The organism is Arthrobacter sp. NPDC057013, assembly GCF_042674585.1.
Lineage (GTDB): Bacteria > Actinomycetota > Actinomycetes > Actinomycetales > Micrococcaceae > Arthrobacter.
In genome coordinates this window covers 86,591-103,920 of the sequence record NZ_JBHUSE010000015.1, presented here as the reverse complement: position 1 = coordinate 103,920, position 17,330 = coordinate 86,591, and the positions used below count along the sequence as shown (strand labels likewise).

Here is a 17,330-nt window from a genome sequence, read left to right as displayed (position 1 = left end):
CCTGGCCCATCTGGCGCCAGGACGGACCCGCTCAACAGGTCGAAAGAGGACTAATATTGGAATTGGCCCGGATGCATGCCTTGCAGTTCTGAACTGCAAAAATACTGTCCCGAATGCCTCCGGAATGTCCCCCATATTGCCGGAGGCATTCCGTGTCCGGAGCTTGAGGCCCGGGCATCCAAGCGGCGATTAGACGGTGCGGACCACGTCTTCGTACGCGAACTTGGGCTTCGCGTCACCCCAGGCCTCGGGACCGGGCTGGCCGATGTTGACCACCAGGAAGCTCTTCTGGTCGCCTGCCGGGAAGAACTCGGCGTCGATGGCGGCGAAGTCCGCACCGGTCATCGGGCCGGCAGCGAAGCCGAGCGAGCGGACAGCCAGGATGAAGTAGCCGGCCTGCAGGTGGGCGTTGTTGTTGCCCGTCGAGGTGGCAAGGTCCGGGGAAGCGTCGTACATGGCCTTGGGAGCGTTGTAGCCCGGGAGGAAGTTGTCCCACTGCTCCTGCCAGGCGGTGTCGTAGCTGAGGATCGCTACCAGCGGCGCGGACGCCGTCTTGGCCCGGTTCCCGTTGGACAGCGTGGGCACGAGCTTGGCGCGGGCCTCCTCCGAGCGCACGTAGGTGACGCGCAGCGGCTGGGAGTTGAAGGCCGTGGGGCCGAACTTGGTGAGTTCATAGATGGCGCGGGCCTGCTGCTCGCTGACCTCGCCGGTGAAGGCGTTGGCGGTGCGGGCTTCGGCGAAGATGGCGTCCACGGCGGCGGAGTCGATCACTGCTTCTTCATGGGCGATGGTCATTCGCGCCCCTTTCACTAGGCCGACATCCCTGCGGGCGGCGTCGGGCAGTCCTGTTTGCTTTCGTGGGGTTCAACCGGATTCGGTGGGCCGCTCTTCCCGGAGCCGCCAAATAGGCCGCGTGACGTTTGACACACGCCGTCCCTAATGTGCTGGACAGTGCCGCGCATCCTGGCACCAGGAGGCCCTCTCGCGCCCGCGTCCGGCGGGGTATTCTTGCTCCTGAAGATCCAGCCCGGCGAGCGGGCACACTCCCCTCCGAAAGGCCCCGCCAATGAGCATGCTCGGAATCAAATGGAAGCTGCACGGCAACGGCAAGGCAGTCCGCCCGGGCGAGGTGGTGGCTCCCGGCGAACGGCTCGCGTGGCCGCTGACCATCGGCGTGGGGATGCAGCACGTTGTGGCCATGTTCGGCGCCACGTTCCTGGTGCCGATCATCACCGGAATGCCGCCGGCAACCACGCTCTTCTTCTCCGGCATAGGCACGCTCCTGTTCCTCGTGATCACCCAGGGCCGCGTTCCCAGCTACCTTGGCTCGAGCTTTGCGTTCATCGCGCCCATCTTGGCGTCCCAGCAACAGTTCGGGATCCCCGGAGCGCTCGGCGGCGTGGTGCTGGCCGGCGCTGCGCTGGCAGTGGTCGGTGCGATCGTGCAGAAGTTCGGTGCCGGCTGGATCAATCGGCTGATGCCACCGATTGTCACCGGCGCCATCGTGGCCCTGATCGGGTTGAACCTGGCTCCGGCCGCCAAGAACAACTTTGACGCCGCCCCCGTGACGGCGCTGATCACGCTGGTGACCATCATCGCGGTGAGCGTCCTGTTCCGCGGCATCTTTGGCCGCCTGAGCATCCTGGTGGGCGTGGTGGCGGGCTACCTCGTGGCCATGATCCGGGGCGAAGTGGACTACTCCAAGATGGACGCCGCCGCCTGGGTGGGCCTCCCCCACTTCCAGACCCCCGAGTTCCACCTCGGCGTGGTGGGCCTCTTCGTGCCGGTGGTCCTGGTCCTTGTCGCGGAGAACATCGGCCACGTGAAGTCCGTGTCCGCGATGACCGGCCAGAACCTCGACGGTGTGTCCGGCCGTGCCCTGCTGGCCGACGGCGCCGCCACGGTGCTTGCCGGCTTCGGCGGCGGCTCCGGCACCACCACCTATGCGGAAAACATCGGCGTGATGGCGGCCACCAAGGTCTACTCCACTGCCGCCTACTGGGTGGCCGGCATCTTCGCCATCCTGCTGAGCTTCTCGCCGAAGTTCGGCGAACTGATCGCCACCGTTCCGCCCGGCGTGCTGGGCGGCGCCGCCACCATGCTGTACGGCATGATCGGCATCCTCGGCGTGAAGATCTGGGTCCAGAACAAGGTCAACTTTTCGAACCCGGTCAACCTGACCACGGCCGCCGTTTCCCTGATCATCGGCATCGCGGACTACACCTGGACCGTCGGGGACCTGAAGTTCACGGGCATCGCGCTCGGGTCCGCCGCAGCCCTGGTGATCTACCACGGCATGCGGGCCATCGCGAAGGCGCGCGGTACCGCTGCAGAGCCCGAGACCGAGCAGCAGGGCCTGCCGCCGGCTGCCAAGGCCGCCATCAACGCCGCGGCAAAGAGGCAGCCCAGGAAGCGCTGACGCTTCCCGGGCTGGTACCCGGCGCATTTCTGCTCCACTTCAGGCAGGCAAAAGGCCCTGGCACCCCGGAATTGCAGGGGAACCAGGGCCTTGCCGGTTTCAAAGTGGTGCAGAAATGCAGGCACCCGGGCTACGTGGCCGTGGGCTTATCCGGCGTCGAACGTTTCGTCGTCGTCATTGGGTGACTGTTCCTTTGGCAGGTCGTTTCCGCTGCCGTCCGGAAGGCCCGCCGCCTCTTGGCCCGGCTCCGAGGAAAACTGCCCGGCACCGGATTCGTCAGCGTTGCCCTCGTCAATTTCGGCTTCCGCTGAGGGCACAGCCGTGTCTCCGTCCTCGGCGCCGGCCCCGGGTGAGGCGTCCGGATCCCGCGGCAGGGGTGACTCACCGGGAACCGGGTCAAAGCCCGCCACGGTACTCTCGCTCTCGGCATGGAGCTGATCGTCGGTACCACCGAAGCGTCCTGCCCCGGGCTCGCCGGAGCTATCCTGGTCCTCCTCGGCGAAGTGGCTGAGGTTCGGCGTGCCGGTCTGGAAGGTCTCACCCTCCGGGCTGTTCTGGTTCAGGCCCGCGGCGTCAAAGTCCTCCTCCTCGCGCGGCTGGGCGAACTGCTGGCCGCCGGCTTCCTGTTCCGCCGTAGGCGTGCCATAGCCCCCCGCTTCCTCTTCGGGGGCTGCGTGCTGGTTGTCCTGGCTCATCTGTTCCTCCTGCTTGGTGGGGAATTACTTGGCTGGGAAATCTCTGGCTGGGAACGAGGGAAATTCAAAGGCCCTTGCCGCCGGTGACGGGAACCACCGCTCCGGAGATGTACGAACCGGCATCGGAGGCCAGCAGTACGTAGGCGGGCGCCAGCTCGGCGGGCTGCCCGGCGCGCTGCAGCGGGGTGTCCTGACCGAACGTGGGCAGCTTGTCCGGCCATTCTGTGGCCGGGATAAGCGGCGTCCAGATGGGCCCGGGCGCCACCGCATTGACCCGGATCCCCTTGGGTCCGAGTTCCTGGGCCAGGGCCTTGGTGAATGCCACCTGTGCGGCCTTGGTCATGGCGTAGTCAATCAGTCCGGGAGACGGATTGAAGGCCTGGATGGAGGCCGTGGTGATGATCGAGGCGCCGGCGTTCAGGTGCGGCACCGCTGCCCGGGCGGTCCACAGCAGGGAGTACAGGTTGGTCTTGAAGACGCGGTCGAATTCCTCGGTGGGCAGCGTCTCAAGGCTGTCACGGTTCTTCTGGTACGCCGCGTTCAGCACCACCACATCCAGCTGGCCAAACTCGGCGACGGTGTCCTGCACTATCGCCGTGCTGAAGTCCTCATTCCTGCCGTCACCGGCCAGGAGCAGTGCCCTCCGTCCGGTCTTGCGGATCCACTCGGCGGTGTCCTGTGCGTCGTCTTCCTCCTCGGGAAGATAGGAAATGGCGACGTCGGCCCCCTCGCGTGCGAAGGCGATGGCCACCGCCTTGCCGATGCCCGAATCGCCGCCCGTGATCAGCGCCGCCTTGCCCTCCAGCGCCCCGCTGCCCTCGTAGCTCAGCTCACCGTGGTCCGGCTGCGGATCCATCGGCGCGGTCAGGCCCGGCTGCTTCTGTTCCTGCCTGGGAAAGGGCCCTGAATGGTACGTTCCCCGGGGATCACCGGGCTGGTCAGACTGTTTTCCTGGGTCGCTCATTGTCCACCTGCTCACATTGTCGGGCTGCCGGTTGTTCGAACCTAACGCAGGTCTGAGGAGCAAGTCCACCACCTGGCGCAAAGTTAGTCAGCAAGCTTAGCATTTGTTGAGTTAGGGCAGACTTGAGCCTAGGTTTGGAGCAAGCACGCCCGCTGCGGGCCCAGACAGAGGAGGTTCCATGACCGATCCGGACGCCTTGGCTGGCAGCGGCAGAAACGAGACCCGCGAGGAGCAGCTGGATCGGAACTGGGGGGAGCTGCTCCAGGAATTGCGCGTCCTTCAGACAGGCGTCCAGATCCTTGCCGGGTTCCTGCTGACGCTGCCGTTCCAGCAGCGTTTCCAGACCCTCGATCAATTCCAGATCACGCTTTACCTCGTGAACGTGACCCTCGCGGCGCTGACCACGGCGTTCATCCTCCTGCCGGTCAGCGTCCACCGCCGCCTGTTCCGGAAGCGGCTCAAGGCAACCCTCGTGGCCAGCGCGGACAACATCACCAAGATCGCCCTCGGCGGGGTCGCCGCCCTGAGCGTGGGAACCGCCGCGCTGGTGTTCGACGTCACGGCCGGGCGCACCGTGGGCCTCATCGCCGGCGGCGTTCTCTTCGCCGTGCTGGCCATCCTCCTGGCCTATGTCCCGGTCCATCTGCACCGGAAGGCCAAGAAGGCGGAGCAGTAGCGTCAGGCGCCTTCGAGCACCTGGCGTGTGGCCCACGCGAGGTATTTGCCGGCGTCGGAAATCGCGTCCTGCGTGCTGGGCGCGACGTCCAGAAGCTGCGCCGCAGCGACCACACCGTGTTCGGCCAGTTCCTCTGGCGTGACCAGGATGCGTCCTGCCACCGCCACCACGGGAATCCCGCGCTCCCGGGCGGCCTCGGCGAGCGCGATCGGGGCCTTTCCGGTGAGCGACTGGGAGTCCATGGAGCCCTCGCCGGTGATCACGAGGTCGGCGTCGGCAAGTTTCTCGGCCAACCCCGTCAGCGCGGCCACCAGCGCGAAGCCGCCTTCCAGCGTGGCCTGGGTGAAGGCCAGGAACGACGCCGGGAAGCCGCCGGCGGCGCCGGCACCCGGCACGTTGACGTCCCGGCCCGTCGCTTCCCGGAGGAGGGACGCCCAGTTGCGCAGCCCGGCGTCGAGCTTCTCAACGGCGTCGTCGTCGGCGCCTTTCTGGCGGCCAAAGACATGGGCGGCGCCGGTGGTGCCGTAAAGGGGGCTTTGGACGTCGCAGGCGATCCGGAACCTGACGGCGGACAGCCGCGGGTCCAGCCCGGTGACGTCCAGGGAAACCGCGTCGGCCAGCGAACCGCCTCCCAGCGGCACCACGTTCCCGGCGGCGTCGAGCGGTTTGAGCCCCAGCGCGCGCAGGGCGCCGCTGCCGGCGTCGGTCATGGCCGAGCCGCCGACCCCCAGCACGATTTCGGTGGCGCCGGCGTCCAGGGCCGCGGCTATGAGCTGCCCGCAGCCGTAGCTGTGCGCCCGGAGGGAGTTTTCCGGCGTGGGCTCCATGTGGGCCAGGCCGGAAGCCTGCGCCGTTTCAATGACTGCGGTGGTGGCGCCGGACACGTCCTTCCGGAGCGCCCAGGCCGCACCGATGGGGGCCAGGATGGGACCAACGACGGCGTTGATCCGCTCCTCGTAGCCGGCGGCTACGGCGGCTTCGAGGGTTCCCTCGCCGCCGTCGGCCACCGGGAACTGGGTGGTCACGGCGTCCGGGTAGACGCGGAGTGCACCCTCGGCGATGGCGGCGGCGGCTTCGACGGCGGTGAGTGATCCCTTGAACTTGTCAGGGGCGATGAGGATACGCATGCCCCCTATCCTGCCATTTCCGTTCCGGAATGCGCTTGCCGGACGCGTAATGGAAGTCACACAGTCCGGTCGGTCAGCTGCGGGACTCCTCCTGGCCCGCATAGGTGTCCAGCAGGGTCGCCGCACCCTCCCCGGATTCGCCCTCTTGGGTGAGCGCGGACCGCATGCCGTCCAGTTTTTCCGCCCCTGCGGGGAAAGGCGGCAGCAGGGGCACGTCCGGATCGGTCAGGACCTCGATCACCACCGGGCGCTCCGCCGCCAGTGCGCGGTCCCACGCACTGGCGAGCTGTTCGGGAGCGTCCACGCGGATGCCGGCCAGCCCCAGCAGCTCTGCGTATCCGGCGTAGGGGAAGTCAGGGATTTCCTGGCTGTCCGGGAACCTCGGCTCGGACTCGGTTTCGCGCTGCTCCCACGTGACTTCGGCCAGCTCGCGGTTGTTGAAGACGCACACTACGAAGCGCGGGTCGGCCCACCGCCGCCAGCGGTGGGCCACGGTGACCAGCTCGGCGATCCCTGCCATCTGCATGGCCCCATCGCCGGCCAACGCCACCACGGGCCTGTCCGGACGTGCCAGCTTGGCCGCGATCCCGTACGGGACCGAGCACCCCATGCTGGCGAGCGTCCCGGAAAGGTGGGCCGGCACTCCGGCCGGAAGGGTCAGCTGGCGGGCATACCAGTAAACGCAGCTCCCGACGTCGACGCTCATCTGGGCGTTGCGCGGCAGCCGGCCGCTGAGCTCCCGGACCACGAGCTCCGGATTGATTGGTTTGGCCGGGACGCGGGAGCGCTCCTCGGAAAGGGCCCGCCAGCTGCGGACCTGCTCCTCCACGTCCGCGCGCCACTGCTTGCGGGCGTCTGCCTGCTGCTGGCCGTCTGCTTGCCCGCCTGGCTGCCCGTCAGCGCCGTTCAGCAGCTCCGCGAGCCTGGCAAGGGTTTCGGCGGCATCGCCCACCAGGCCCACCTCGACGGGGTAGCGGTTGCCGACCTTGCGGCCGTCGATGTCCACCTGGACAGCGCGGGCAGCGCCGGGTTTGGGATAAAACTCGGTCCAGGGGTCGTTGGAGCCGATGATCAGGAGGGTGTCGCAGTTCCCCATCAGGTGGGCGCTGGCCGTGGAGCCGAGGTGCCCCATGGTGCCCGCAGCGAAGGGCAGCGTCTCGTCCATGTACGGCTTACCCAGGAGGCTGGTGGTGATGCCGGCGTCCAGCTGCTGCGCCAGTGCGGTCACCTCGGCCTGGGCGTTCTTGGCGCCCTGCCCCACCAGGAACGCCACCTTGCTGCCGGCCCGCAGCACCGCAGCCGCCCTGGCCAGGTCGTCATCGTGGGGCAGCACCCGGGCGGGCTGCCATTCCGGCGCGGTGACAATGATGCCGTGCTCCTGGTCGAGCTCGGGCGCCGGGGCCTTCTGGATATCGTGCGGCACAATCACGACGCACGGCGTGCGGGTTTCGAGGGCCGTGCGGAAGGCGCGGTCCAGCACCATCGGAAGCTGTTCCGGGGTGGTGACCATCTGCGCGAACTGCGCCGCCACGTCCTTGAAGAGCGTGAGGAGATCGATTTCCTGCATGTAGGCCGACCCCAGTACGCTGCGGCTCTGCTGGCCGATGATGGCCACTACCGGGGCGCCGTCCAGTTTGGCGTCGTAGAGCCCGTTGAGGAGGTGCACCGCGCCCGGCCCCTGCGTGGAGGTCACCACGCCCACCTTGCCGGTGTACTTGGCGTGCCCGACGGCCATGAACGCCGCCGTTTCCTCGTGCCGGGCCTGGACGAATTCGACGCCGGCACTGCCGTTCTCCCCGGATCCCCCGGCGCCGCTGCTGCGACCCTCGGTGCTGCGGCGGAGGGCGCCCATGAAGCCGTTGATGCCGTCCCCGCTGTAGCCGAAGACCCTGTTGACGCCCCAGGCCCTGAGGCGTTCCACCATTACGTCGGCAACCAGCCGGTCAGCCATCGCACACTCCTTCTGATTGTTGTCCCGTTTATTCCTCGTGGCCCTTATTCGTCGTGCCCCTGGTCACCGCTCATCTGGTCTTCGGCCGGCGGCGTCTCACCCGGAGGCACTCCCCCGCCGGGCTCGAGTCCCGTGACGTTGCCGTTCAAGGGGTCGGGGTTGGGCGTGGCGGCCGAGTCCCCGCCTGCATTTTTGTTCGCGTCCCGGCTGTTGGCGGCGTCCCGGTCCGGGTTGGCCGGGTCGTTTTCGGGGTGGTAGCTGCTCATGATCGGGCGGTCCTCCTTGATTCAGGCCGCCGGTGCGGCGGCGGACTTCGGTAACGGACTCGTGCAGCCCCGGCCTGGCTACTCGGGACCCGTCTGGCAAACCCGGGACCCACGCGGCAGCACTGGACCGGTCCGGCAGCACTGGACTAATTGTAAGCATGCTGATAATTCTGGAACAGTCAGATGCCGCAGAGTCCGGCCCGGCGCCGGAACGTATCGAAGGAGCAAACTGATGGGAATCGGCGACAGCATTGGCAAAGCAGCGGAAAACGCGATGGAGGACCTGGCGCAGACGTCTGATCCCACGGATGACGCCCATGCGCCTGAGCCCGGAGCATCCGACGAGGATATCCAGGTGCACTCCTCCATCAGCGAGGGCTCCAACGCGAGGGACGGCGAAGCCGGCCCGAGGGCGGGCGTCCACACGACCTCCACTCCGCAGGACACGGGCACCGGGGCGAGCGGCGGCCAGGCGTCTGCCGGAGCGGGCAGCGCCCAGGGCACGTCCGGCTCGGCCAGCACGTCCAATCCGGCCAGCACGTCCAACCCGGCCAGCACGTACGGCTCAGACGCGGCAGACGGGTCAGCCGGGACGGCCACGTCCGGCGGCATCGGCGCGGCCGGCAGCACGGACGCCCCGGAAGCAGCGCGCGGCGTCCCGGGCCCGGCAGGTCTTCCCGATCCGGATCCGGAAGAAATGCGGGCAGATCCTTCCGAAGGGGACCAGGATCCGGGCACCGGCCTGGGACGCGGCTAACCCCACAGCCCCGCTAACCCCACAGCCCAGTCAAGCCCACTGCCCGCGCGCCTGCAGGACGTCCTTCAGCAGGTCGGCGCGATCGGAGACAATCCCGTCGACGCCGAGATCGAGCAGCCGGTGCATCTCGGCGGGGTCGTTGATGGTCCAGACGTGCACATAGAGCCCGAGCTCATGCGCCCGGCGCACAAATCCCGCCGTGACGACGGGTATGGCCCGGTAGCGGACCGGCACCTGCAGGGCATCGACGTCGCGCAGTGCCCGGCGCAGCACGGCCCTCGCCGGGGACCCCAGTACGCGCGCGGACAGCAGCGGCCCCAGCACCAGGAACAGCGTGTCCGCCATCGTCCCCGCCGATGATGCGGTCCTGCGGCTGAGCTGCTTCAGAACCGCGCGGCGCCGGCGGTCGGAGAAACTGGCGATCAGCACGCGGTCGTGGACCTGATGCCGCTCGATCGCGGCCACGGTGCTGGGCACGGAGTGCCAGTCCTTGACGTCGAGGTTGAACCGCGCATCCGGAAACGCCGCCACGAGTTCGTCGAAGGTGGGCACAGGCTCCGTCCCGCCGATGCGCGCCCGCCGCACCTCGTCCGCCGTGAGGTCATGGATCCTGCCGTGGCCGTCGGTGACGCGGTTCAGGGTGCCGTCGTGGAAAAGGAGGAGCTCGCCGTCGGACGTGGTGTGGACGTCCGTCTCCAGGTGGGAATAGCCGAGTTCGACGGCGGCGCGGAACGCCGCCAAAGTATTCTCCAGACCGGCCAGCGAGAACCCGCGGTGGGCCATGGCCACCGGCCTGCCCAGCCCGGGCCCGGAAGCAGACCGCGGAGCAGTCCCGGATTCAGAGCCCAGAGCAGCGAAGTAAGGCAGCGTTCCCGTCATCCCCGAAGCTTAACGGAGCACCCTCAGGCGGGCAGGATCTCCACGCCGTCGCTGCAGTGCAGGAGCGTGCGGCCCCGGCCGCCGTCGAGATCCACCCACACCACGGTGCGGTCCGGCGTAACGGCAGAGACGCGGCCGCCGGTTTCAAATCCCGGCGCCAGCCGGACGTTGACCCGGTCCCCCTCGGCCAGTTCCGACCAGTGCGGGGCCGGCTCCACGGGGCGCAGCGGAGCCTCGGCAGCATTTTTGGTCTTTTTCCTGGCCACGATGTCCCCTATCGGTCACTCACCCAACAGGCCACACCCTATGGTGCGGACATGAACGCAAGTTGACCGCCAGCCGGGAGTTCGGTGGCAGGCGGGCGACGTCAGCCTTACGGGCGCTGAAGGCCCAGCGCGGCAAGCTTTTCCTCGAGAATCTGGGCCACGCCGTCGTCGTCAAAGTGCGGCGCCTGCTGGCCGGCCGCGCGGATGGCTTCCGGGTGCCCACTGGCCATGGCGTAGCCGTGGCCGGCCCAGCGGAGCATCTCGATGTCGTTGGGCATGTCGCCGAACGCCACGACGTCCGCGGCGTCGATCCCCAGCGAGGCGGCGTAGTCGGCCAGCGTGACGGCCTTGTTGATCCCCGGAACGGCGAGCTCCAGCATGGCGACGGTGGGTGCCGAGTGCGTCACGGAGGCGAGGTCCCCGACGGCGGGGCCCACTTCTGCGAGGAACTCGTCGGCAGTGCCTTCGCGGACAATCGCCAGGAATTTGACGACGGCGTCTTCCGCGGTGAGCGTCGAGTCCAGCGGGGCGGGCGTGAATTCGGAGAGCAGCTCGCTCGAGCCGTTCTCGATGAAGCCGGGCTCGAGGTGGAAACCGGTCAGGGTCTCGGCGGCGAAAAGGGCCGCGGGGCGCAGCTTCTTGATGATGCGGCGGATCTCGAAAATGTCCTTGATGGCCATGGTCTGCGCCGAGACCACCTTGTCCGCCTCAAGGTCCCACACCACGGCACCGTTCGAACAGATCACCGTGCCCGTGTGGCCCAGCTGCTCCTCGAGCGGGTGCAGCCAGCGCGGCGGGCGGCCGGTGACAAAGACGAGTTCGACGCCGGCACTACGGCAGGCGTGGAAGGCACGGACGGTGCGGTCACTGATTTTTCCGTCGTGCCCAAGGATCGTTCCGTCTATGTCACTCGCTACCAACCGCATGCTGCCAGTTTACGTGGGCGGGCCGGATGCTCAGGCGACGGGGAGACGCACCGTCACCGTGGTCCCCTTGCCCGGCGCACTCCCCAGGCTGATGGAACCGCCGTGGCCCTCCACGATGGTCTTGCTGATGGGCAACCCCAGGCCGGCGCCGGGAATGGCCGTTTCGCGTGAGCGGGCGGACCGGAAAAACTTGGTGAATGCCTGCTCCTGTTCCTGGCTGTCCATGCCGATGCCGGTGTCCGCGATGGAGCAGACGACGTGGCTGTTCGCCCGGTAGGCACGGGCGATGACGCGCCCCCCGTCCGGCGAGAACTTGATCGCGTTGGAGACCAGGTTGCCGAACACCTGGCGGATCCGCCCGGGGTCGATGCGGGCGGTCAGGGGCTCCTCGACGTCGAGGACGAGTTCCACACCGCTGACCGTCGCCCTGGCGTGCGAGGAGGCCACGACGCCGGCCAGCAGTCCGGCGACGTCGGTATCCTGCAGGGTCAGCTCGATCCGCTCCGAGGCAACCGCAATCAGATCGTTCACGAGGCCCAGCAGATGGTGGGCGTTGCGCTCCACAATCCGCAATTCCTCCTCGATGTCCTCGTGGCCGGGCTCGTCGAGGACGAGCTCAAGGTAGCCCAGGATGGACGTCAGCGGGGTGCGGAGCTCGTGGGAGACAGTGGCCACGAAGTTGTCCTTGGCCGACAGGGCCCGGATCAGTGCCGTGACCTCGGCGAAGGTGATCACCGCACCCGCATGCTTTCCGTCGGTGGAACTCATGGTGCGGGCCGTGACGGAGTAGGCGCGCATCTCCTCGCCCTCGCCTGCCCAGTACAACTCGTCGGTGAACGTTTCGCCGCCGGCCGCACGCGCCGTCGGGAAGCGCTCCGGCGGCACCGGAGTGGTGCGGTCAGACTGGAACAGCCGCGGCTGGTTGCCGGACGGTGCCGGTCCTGACAGTGCTGCTCCAGACAATGCCGCGTCCGTCTCCAGCGCCCTGTTGGTCAGCACGTCCCGTCCGTCCTGGTCCACGACCCATACGGCTACGTTGACCGTGGAAAGCACAGCATCCAGGAGCCGCTGCCGCCGGATGCTCTCGGCGGCTGTTTCCGCCAGGGCTTCGTCCTTTCTGACCAGCGTCCGGCGCTGGCGGTAGAGCGTGCCCGCCACCACATGCGCCGTGACCGCGATGGCGGCCATGACCAGCGGCAGGAAAATCGTCCGGATCATCGAGCCCTGCGTGACCGGGGTGCCCAAGGCCGCCGAAGGCAGCACAGTGCTCATGACAGTTGAGGCCACGGCGAGGACGACGCCGGCCCGGTTGCGGTCCACGGACAGCCACACCACCGGGAAGACCAGCAGGAGACTCAGGACGTTAAAGTTCGGGCCGCCGGCCTCCCTCGTAAAGCCGATGGCCACGCAGTCCAGCGCCGGAATCACGGCGTAGGCTCCTTTCGGGAGCCTCCCCCAGGGCACGGCAACGCTCACGACAAAAAGCGCGGTATGGGCCAGCAAGGCCAGGCGGAAGCTTGGATCCGCCAGCGTCTCCGGGTGGAAGACCGCGGCGGCTGCAACCACCAGCAGCACAGTGATTGAGAGGGGCAACTGCCGCACGATGACGCGGCCGCGCTCCCCGAGGCGGCCAAAGAAGGCGTCTATCTTGTCGGCCAGGTGGGACTTGTCGGCCGACGTTGAGTTGTCGGGAAGTCCAGAACGGGCGCCGCCGCCAGGCCGAAGGTCCTGCTGGACGCCCGGTTCCCCCACACGACTCATCAGTCTCTTCCCCCGGAGCAGCCTCAAGTAAGGCCTCCGGCTGCTTGAAGGACACTGGTCTCAGAATAACCCGCAGGTGGGGACCGGACGGAGGCCATCCCGGGAAAATCCCATCTTTACGGAGCCGGATTTTTACGGGGCCGGATTCTTATGAGGCCAATCCCTTCCGGGCGCTGCCCTCCCGAAGGCTGTCACTCCGGGGCGGCGCGGTGGACTCCCTGACCACCAGCTCAGTGGCAAGCTCCACCCTTCGCGAATCCAGCAGCTCCCCGCGCATCTGGCGCAGAACGAACCGCAGGGCGGTGGCACCCATCTCCTGGAGGGGCTGGGAAACCGACGTCAGCGGCGGCACCGACTCCTCGGCCTGGTAGGTGCCGTCGAAGCCCACTAGGCTCATGTCCTCGGGCACCCGGATTCCCTGCCGGCGCGCTTCGGCGAGAACCCCGAGCGCAATGCTGTCGCTGCCGGCAAAGATGGCGGTGGGAGGCTGGTCCAGTCCAAGCAGGTGCTTCATACCCTTGGCCCCGTGTTCCGACCGGAACTGGCCCGACAGCACATACTCGTCCTCGACGCCCACACCTGCCGACCTCATGGCGGCCATGAAGCCGTGCAGCCTCGCCTGGTTGCATTCGGCTGCATCGGGGCCGCCGAGGTAGGCAATCCTGCGGTGGCCAAGCTCCAGCAAGTGGGTGGTCGCAGCCTTTCCCCCCGCCCAGTTGCTTGCCCCGACGCTGACCACGTCCCCCGGCGGAGGATTCAGTGGATCAATGACCACCACCGGGATGTCCCGCCGGTGAAAGGCATCCAGCTGGGCATCCCCGAAGGCTGATGTCACAACGATCATGCCGCACCGGCCCTCATCGATGATCCGCTGGGCACGCTGCTCCGGAGTCAGGGTTGATGCGCCTTGCTTGCCGGTGACGTTCAGCAGCACTTCGATGTCCGAGACGGCTGCGGACTCCACCACTCCGTTGAGCACCTCTACGGCATAGCCGGACTCGAGGCTGTCGATGACCACCTCGACCATCTGCCGCCCCGAAACGTTCCTGCGGTTCTGCAGCGGGGACTTGTAACCCGTCCTCGCCAGCGCGGTCAGCACTTTGGCGCGGGTGTCCGCAGAGACGTCGTCCCTGCCGTTAATCACCTTGGAGACGGTGGGAGTGGAGACACCCGCCTCCCTGGCCACGGCCGCCAAGGTGAGCTTGCCTTGAGATTCGATCCTGGACATCCGTTCCCTTTTCGAAAGTTTTCGAGCCCTCAGTCTGCAGGGCGCATCCAGTTTCGTCAACGCCCTCCCGCTCTACAAACCCACCGGAGGCTCTTGACGCATCAGGAACGGCTCGTTATGTTGTATCTCACACCGCAAGTTTTATCGAAATATTTCGAAACGGCGGTGAACGTCTCAGCAACCAGTTCAAGGGCAGTGCCGCCTTCTTCAGGGCGGCCTCCCGTACAGGCTAAAACCGGGCGATCAGCGTCGAGCCCGATGGATGAATGGAAATGTGTAGATGACAACTCGAAAGTTGCGCTCAGTCGCGATGGCAATCTCGGCGGCCGCCCTCTCGGTGAGCCTGGCGGCCTGCGGTTCCAGCGGGCCGGCGGGATCGACAGGTGCCAGCGGAGGCTCGGCCACGATGTGGGGCCTCACGGGCGGAAACCAGCCGGTGCTGCAGAAGTCAGTGGAAGCCTGGAACAGTGCACACTCCGGCCAGTCCATCAAGCTGGACTTCTTCGCCAACGATGCCTACAAGACCAAGGTGCGCACCGCTGTCGGCGCCGGCGAAGGCCCCACCTTCATCTACGGGTGGGGCGGCGGCGTCCTGAAGTCCTACGTTGATGCTGGTCAGGTGGAGGACCTCTCGGCCTTCGTCAAGGACAACCCCGAGGTTAAGGACCGCTATCTTCCCGCCGTTCTGAAGAACGGCGAAATCGGCGGCAAGACCTACGCCCTGCCCAACAACAACGTCCAGCCCGTGGTTCTGTACTACAACAAGGAAGTCTTCGACAAGGTCGGCGCGCAGCCGCCGAAGACCTGGGACGAGCTGATGGCACTCGTACCGAAATTCAAGGAAGCCGGAGTCGCGCCGTTCTCCTTGGGCGGCCAGTCCAAGTGGCCGGACCTGATGTGGCTGGAGTACCTCGTTGAGCGCATCGGCGGTCCCGAGGTCTTCACGAGCATCGCCGCCAACAAGCCCAACGCCTGGTCCGATCCCGCAGTGACCGAGGCGCTGACCAAAATCCAGCAGCTGGTGGAGGCCGGCGGCTTCGTGAACGGCTTCTCCTCCATCGCCGCGGACAGCAATGCCGACCAGGCCCTGCTCTACACGGGCAAGGCGGCCATGGTCCTGCAGGGCGGCTGGATCTACCAGGGAATGAAGAAGGACGCCGGAAATTTCGTTACCGGAGGCAAGCTCGGCTTCACCACCTTCCCCACCGTCGAAGGCGGCAAGGGCGACCCCGCGAACGTGGTGGGCAACCCGTCCAACTTCTGGTCCATCTCTTCCAAGGCCACTGACGAGCAAAAGAAGGCTGCCCTCGAATACGTCAAGGACGGCATGTTCACCGACGCCGACACCGACGCCCTCATTGCTTCCGGAGCCGTTCCGGTGATCAACGGCATCGAAAGCAAGCTCGAGGCATCACCGGACAAGGACTTCCTGTCCTTCGTTTACGGCCTGGCCAAGAAGGCCCCGAGCTTCACCCTCTCCTGGGACCAGGCGCTGAGCCCGGCCCAGGGCGATGCAATGCTGTCCAACCTGGACCAGATCTTCCTCAAGAAGATCACCCCGGAGCAGTTCGTCGCCACGATGAACGCCACGATCGGGAAGTAACGGCGTGTCCTCCACCAGTCCCATCCGCCGTGGGGTCCGCGACGCGGGCCCCACGGGGTGGCTGGCAGTGCCAGCCCTTGTCTTCTTCCTGGTGTTCGCTGTCGTGCCGCTGGGCGGCGTCGTCTTTCTCAGCTTCACCAGCTGGGACGGCCTGCGCGAGATCCGGCTCGAGGGTCTGGCCAGCTGGACCACGGTACTCACGGACCCGGTCACCGGCAACGCCCTCTTGGTGACCGCCAAGATCATGTTCTTCTCGTTTATCGTCCAGGCACCGATCAGCCTGCTGCTCGGCGTCTTCACGGCAGGAGGCCAGAAATACCGGGCAGCCCTCGCGGTCCTGTACTTCCTGCCGCTGCTGCTCTCCTCGGCCGCCGTTGCCATTGCCTTCAAGGCGCTGCTGGACCCGAACTTCGGCCTCGGCCCGGGCCTCCAGGTGCCCATCCTGATTCAGGACTGGCTGGGCAACTCGGACCTCGTCCTGTTCGTGGTCGTCTTCGTCATCGCGTGGCAGTTCGTCCCGTTCCACACGCTCATCTACCAAGGCGGTGTCCGGCAGATCCCCGCCTCGCTGTATGAGGCCGCGGAAATCGACGGCGCCGGGCGGGTCCGGCAGTTCCTGAACATCACGCTGCCCCAGCTGAAATACACGGTCATCACCTCCTCCACCCTCATGGTGGTGGGCAGCCTGGCCTACTTCGACCTGATCTTCGTGCTCACCGGCGGAGGCCCGGGCTACAGCACGCGCCTGCTGCCGCTGCACATGTACCTGACGGGCTTCAAAGCGAATGACATGGGTGCTGCGAGCGCACTGGGCGTCATCCTGATCGTCATCGGGCTGGGCCTGGCCCTGCTCCTGCAGCGCCTCGGCGGCAAGAACCGGAACGACAGCCAATTGGAAGGAGCCTGATGGCTTCCACGACTCAGCTCCCCGCAGCGCCGGAGGCGCCCGTCCTCCCCCAAGCGGCACCGCGCCAGAACTCCAGGCGCGCCGGCCGGCGCCGGCCAAACCTGCCCGGCGGGCTCGGCGGCTGGCTCTGGCTCGCGGTGATCGTGCTGCCCATTTACTACGTGGTGGTCACAAGCCTGAAGAACCAGGCAGGCTTCTTCGCCACCAACCCGATGCTCCCGCCCGCCGAGCCGACGCTGGACAACTACAAGCTCGTCCTTGAAAACGATTTTGCGCGGTACTTCCTGAACAGCGTGGTGGTTACGCTGGGCACGGTCATTCCTGCGCTGTTCGTCTCCTTCATGGCCGCCTACGCGATCGTCCGGGGCAAGGGACGGTTCGTGAACTGGACCAACAACCTGTTCCTTTTGGGCCTGGCCATTCCGTTGCATGCCACCATCATCCCGATCTACTGGATGATCACCCGGGCCCACCTCTACGACACCCTGCTGGCACTGATCCTGCCGTCCATCGCGTTCGCCATTCCGGTCTCAGTCCTGATCCTCTCGAACTTCATGCGGGACGTCCCGAACGAACTGTTCGAGTCGATGCGGCTGGACGGCTGCTCGGACTGGGCCATGCTGTGGCGGCTGGCCCTGCCGATGACCAAGCCGGCAGTGATCACGGTGGGTATCTACAACGCCCTCCACGTCTGGAACGGCTTCCTCTTCCCGCTGATCCTCACCCAAAGCCCGGGCACCCGGGTGCTGCCGCTGTCGCTGTGGACGTTCCAGGGCGAATTCAGCGTCAACATCCCGGCCGTGCTCGCCTCGGTGGTACTGGCCACGCTGCCGCTGCTGGTTCTGTACATCGTTGCCCGCCGCCAGTTGATCAGCGGCCTGACGGCCGGTTTCAGCAAGTAACCA

General features: G+C 66.9%; 17 protein-coding genes. 6 read left to right on the top strand and 11 right to left on the bottom strand.

The window, feature by feature from the left end; genetic code table 11:
- Window positions 1–189: 189 nt before the first annotated feature.
- Entirely contained in the window at window positions 190–795 is a 606-nt protein-coding gene (locus ACFTSA_RS17645) for a malonic semialdehyde reductase (protein WP_331570935.1), read from the bottom strand.
- Between the two features lie 271 nt (window positions 796–1,066).
- On the opposite strand from ACFTSA_RS17645, the gene ACFTSA_RS17640 reads away from it, so the two are divergent.
- Window positions 1,067–2,419, top strand: a complete 1,353-nt coding sequence (locus ACFTSA_RS17640) for a uracil-xanthine permease family protein (protein ID WP_377952910.1) — start codon at window positions 1,067–1,069, stop codon at window positions 2,417–2,419.
- A gap of 146 nt (window positions 2,420–2,565) precedes the next feature.
- Here the strand turns inward: ACFTSA_RS17640 and ACFTSA_RS17635 are convergent, their stop codons facing one another.
- Together ACFTSA_RS17635 and ACFTSA_RS17630 are read right to left on the bottom strand one after the other, a co-directional pair.
- Window positions 2,566–3,114, bottom strand: a complete 549-nt coding sequence (locus ACFTSA_RS17635) for a hypothetical protein (protein WP_377952909.1) — start codon at window positions 3,112–3,114, stop codon at window positions 2,566–2,568.
- 64 nt (window positions 3,115–3,178) lie between these two features.
- Window positions 3,179–4,078 (bottom strand): SDR family oxidoreductase, encoded by a 900-nt coding sequence (locus ACFTSA_RS17630; protein WP_377952908.1) that lies wholly within the window; start codon window positions 4,076–4,078, stop codon window positions 3,179–3,181.
- 178 nt (window positions 4,079–4,256) lie between these two features.
- Here ACFTSA_RS17630 and ACFTSA_RS17625 point away from each other — a divergent pair, with 178 nt between their 5' ends.
- Complete coding sequence (locus ACFTSA_RS17625; RefSeq protein ID WP_377952907.1) at window positions 4,257–4,754, top strand: DUF6328 family protein; 498 nt, start codon at window positions 4,257–4,259, stop codon at window positions 4,752–4,754.
- Window positions 4,755–4,756: 2 nt separating this feature from the next.
- Here the strand turns inward: ACFTSA_RS17625 and ACFTSA_RS17620 are convergent, their stop codons facing one another.
- The 3 genes from ACFTSA_RS17620 to ACFTSA_RS17610 all read right to left on the bottom strand — a co-directional run bounded on the left by ACFTSA_RS17620 (window position 4,757) and on the right by ACFTSA_RS17610 (window position 8,098).
- Window positions 4,757–5,881 (bottom strand): glycerate kinase, encoded by a 1,125-nt coding sequence (locus tag ACFTSA_RS17620; RefSeq protein WP_377952906.1) that lies wholly within the window; start codon window positions 5,879–5,881, stop codon window positions 4,757–4,759.
- A 73-nt stretch (window positions 5,882–5,954) separates the two neighbouring features.
- Complete coding sequence (locus ACFTSA_RS17615; RefSeq protein ID WP_377952905.1) at window positions 5,955–7,832, bottom strand: thiamine pyrophosphate-requiring protein; 1,878 nt, start codon at window positions 7,830–7,832, stop codon at window positions 5,955–5,957.
- A 44-nt stretch (window positions 7,833–7,876) separates the two neighbouring features.
- Window positions 7,877–8,098 carry a DUF6480 family protein gene (locus ACFTSA_RS17610; protein WP_377952904.1) on the bottom strand — a complete coding sequence of 74 codons (222 nt, stop codon included), beginning with the start codon at window positions 8,096–8,098 and terminating at the stop codon, window positions 7,877–7,879.
- Window positions 8,099–8,330: 232 nt separating this feature from the next.
- On the opposite strand from ACFTSA_RS17610, the gene ACFTSA_RS17605 reads away from it, so the two are divergent.
- Complete coding sequence (locus ACFTSA_RS17605) at window positions 8,331–8,855, top strand: hypothetical protein (RefSeq protein ID WP_377952903.1); 525 nt, start codon at window positions 8,331–8,333, stop codon at window positions 8,853–8,855.
- 30 nt (window positions 8,856–8,885) lie between these two features.
- Here the strand turns inward: ACFTSA_RS17605 and ACFTSA_RS17600 are convergent, their stop codons facing one another.
- From ACFTSA_RS17600 to ACFTSA_RS17580, 5 genes are all read right to left on the bottom strand, one after another.
- On the bottom strand, window positions 8,886–9,734 hold the full coding sequence (locus ACFTSA_RS17600) for a glycerophosphodiester phosphodiesterase (RefSeq protein WP_377952902.1): 849 nt from the start codon (window positions 9,732–9,734) through the stop codon (window positions 8,886–8,888).
- Window positions 9,735–9,757: 23 nt separating this feature from the next.
- Window positions 9,758–10,000 (bottom strand): hypothetical protein, encoded by a 243-nt coding sequence (locus tag ACFTSA_RS17595; RefSeq protein WP_377952901.1) that lies wholly within the window; start codon window positions 9,998–10,000, stop codon window positions 9,758–9,760.
- Between the two features lie 107 nt (window positions 10,001–10,107).
- Window positions 10,108–10,926 (bottom strand): HAD family hydrolase, encoded by an 819-nt coding sequence (locus tag ACFTSA_RS17590; RefSeq protein ID WP_377952900.1) that lies wholly within the window; start codon window positions 10,924–10,926, stop codon window positions 10,108–10,110.
- Between the two features lie 30 nt (window positions 10,927–10,956).
- The gene (locus ACFTSA_RS17585; protein WP_377952899.1) at window positions 10,957–12,687 is read right to left on the bottom strand and encodes a sensor histidine kinase; all 1,731 of its coding nucleotides are present in this window, start codon (window positions 12,685–12,687) and stop codon (window positions 10,957–10,959) included.
- 148 nt (window positions 12,688–12,835) lie between these two features.
- Window positions 12,836–13,915: a LacI family DNA-binding transcriptional regulator gene (locus tag ACFTSA_RS17580; RefSeq protein ID WP_377952898.1), complete on the bottom strand. Its 1,080-nt coding sequence runs from the start codon at window positions 13,913–13,915 to the stop codon at window positions 12,836–12,838.
- A 280-nt stretch (window positions 13,916–14,195) separates the two neighbouring features.
- Here ACFTSA_RS17580 and ACFTSA_RS17575 point away from each other — a divergent pair, with 280 nt between their 5' ends.
- From ACFTSA_RS17575 to ACFTSA_RS17565, 3 genes are read left to right on the top strand one after another with little or no spacing between them, the layout of a single operon-like run.
- A complete protein-coding gene (locus ACFTSA_RS17575) occupies window positions 14,196–15,518 on the top strand; it encodes an extracellular solute-binding protein (protein WP_377952897.1) in 1,323 nt (440 codons plus the stop codon).
- Window positions 15,519–15,522: 4 nt separating this feature from the next.
- Window positions 15,523–16,425: a carbohydrate ABC transporter permease gene (locus ACFTSA_RS17570; protein WP_377952896.1), complete on the top strand. Its 903-nt coding sequence runs from the start codon at window positions 15,523–15,525 to the stop codon at window positions 16,423–16,425.
- Window positions 16,425–17,327: a carbohydrate ABC transporter permease gene (locus ACFTSA_RS17565; protein ID WP_377952895.1), complete on the top strand. Its 903-nt coding sequence runs from the start codon at window positions 16,425–16,427 to the stop codon at window positions 17,325–17,327. The genes ACFTSA_RS17570 and ACFTSA_RS17565 overlap by 1 nt, the downstream gene beginning before the upstream one ends.
- Window positions 17,328–17,330 lie beyond the last annotated feature (3 nt).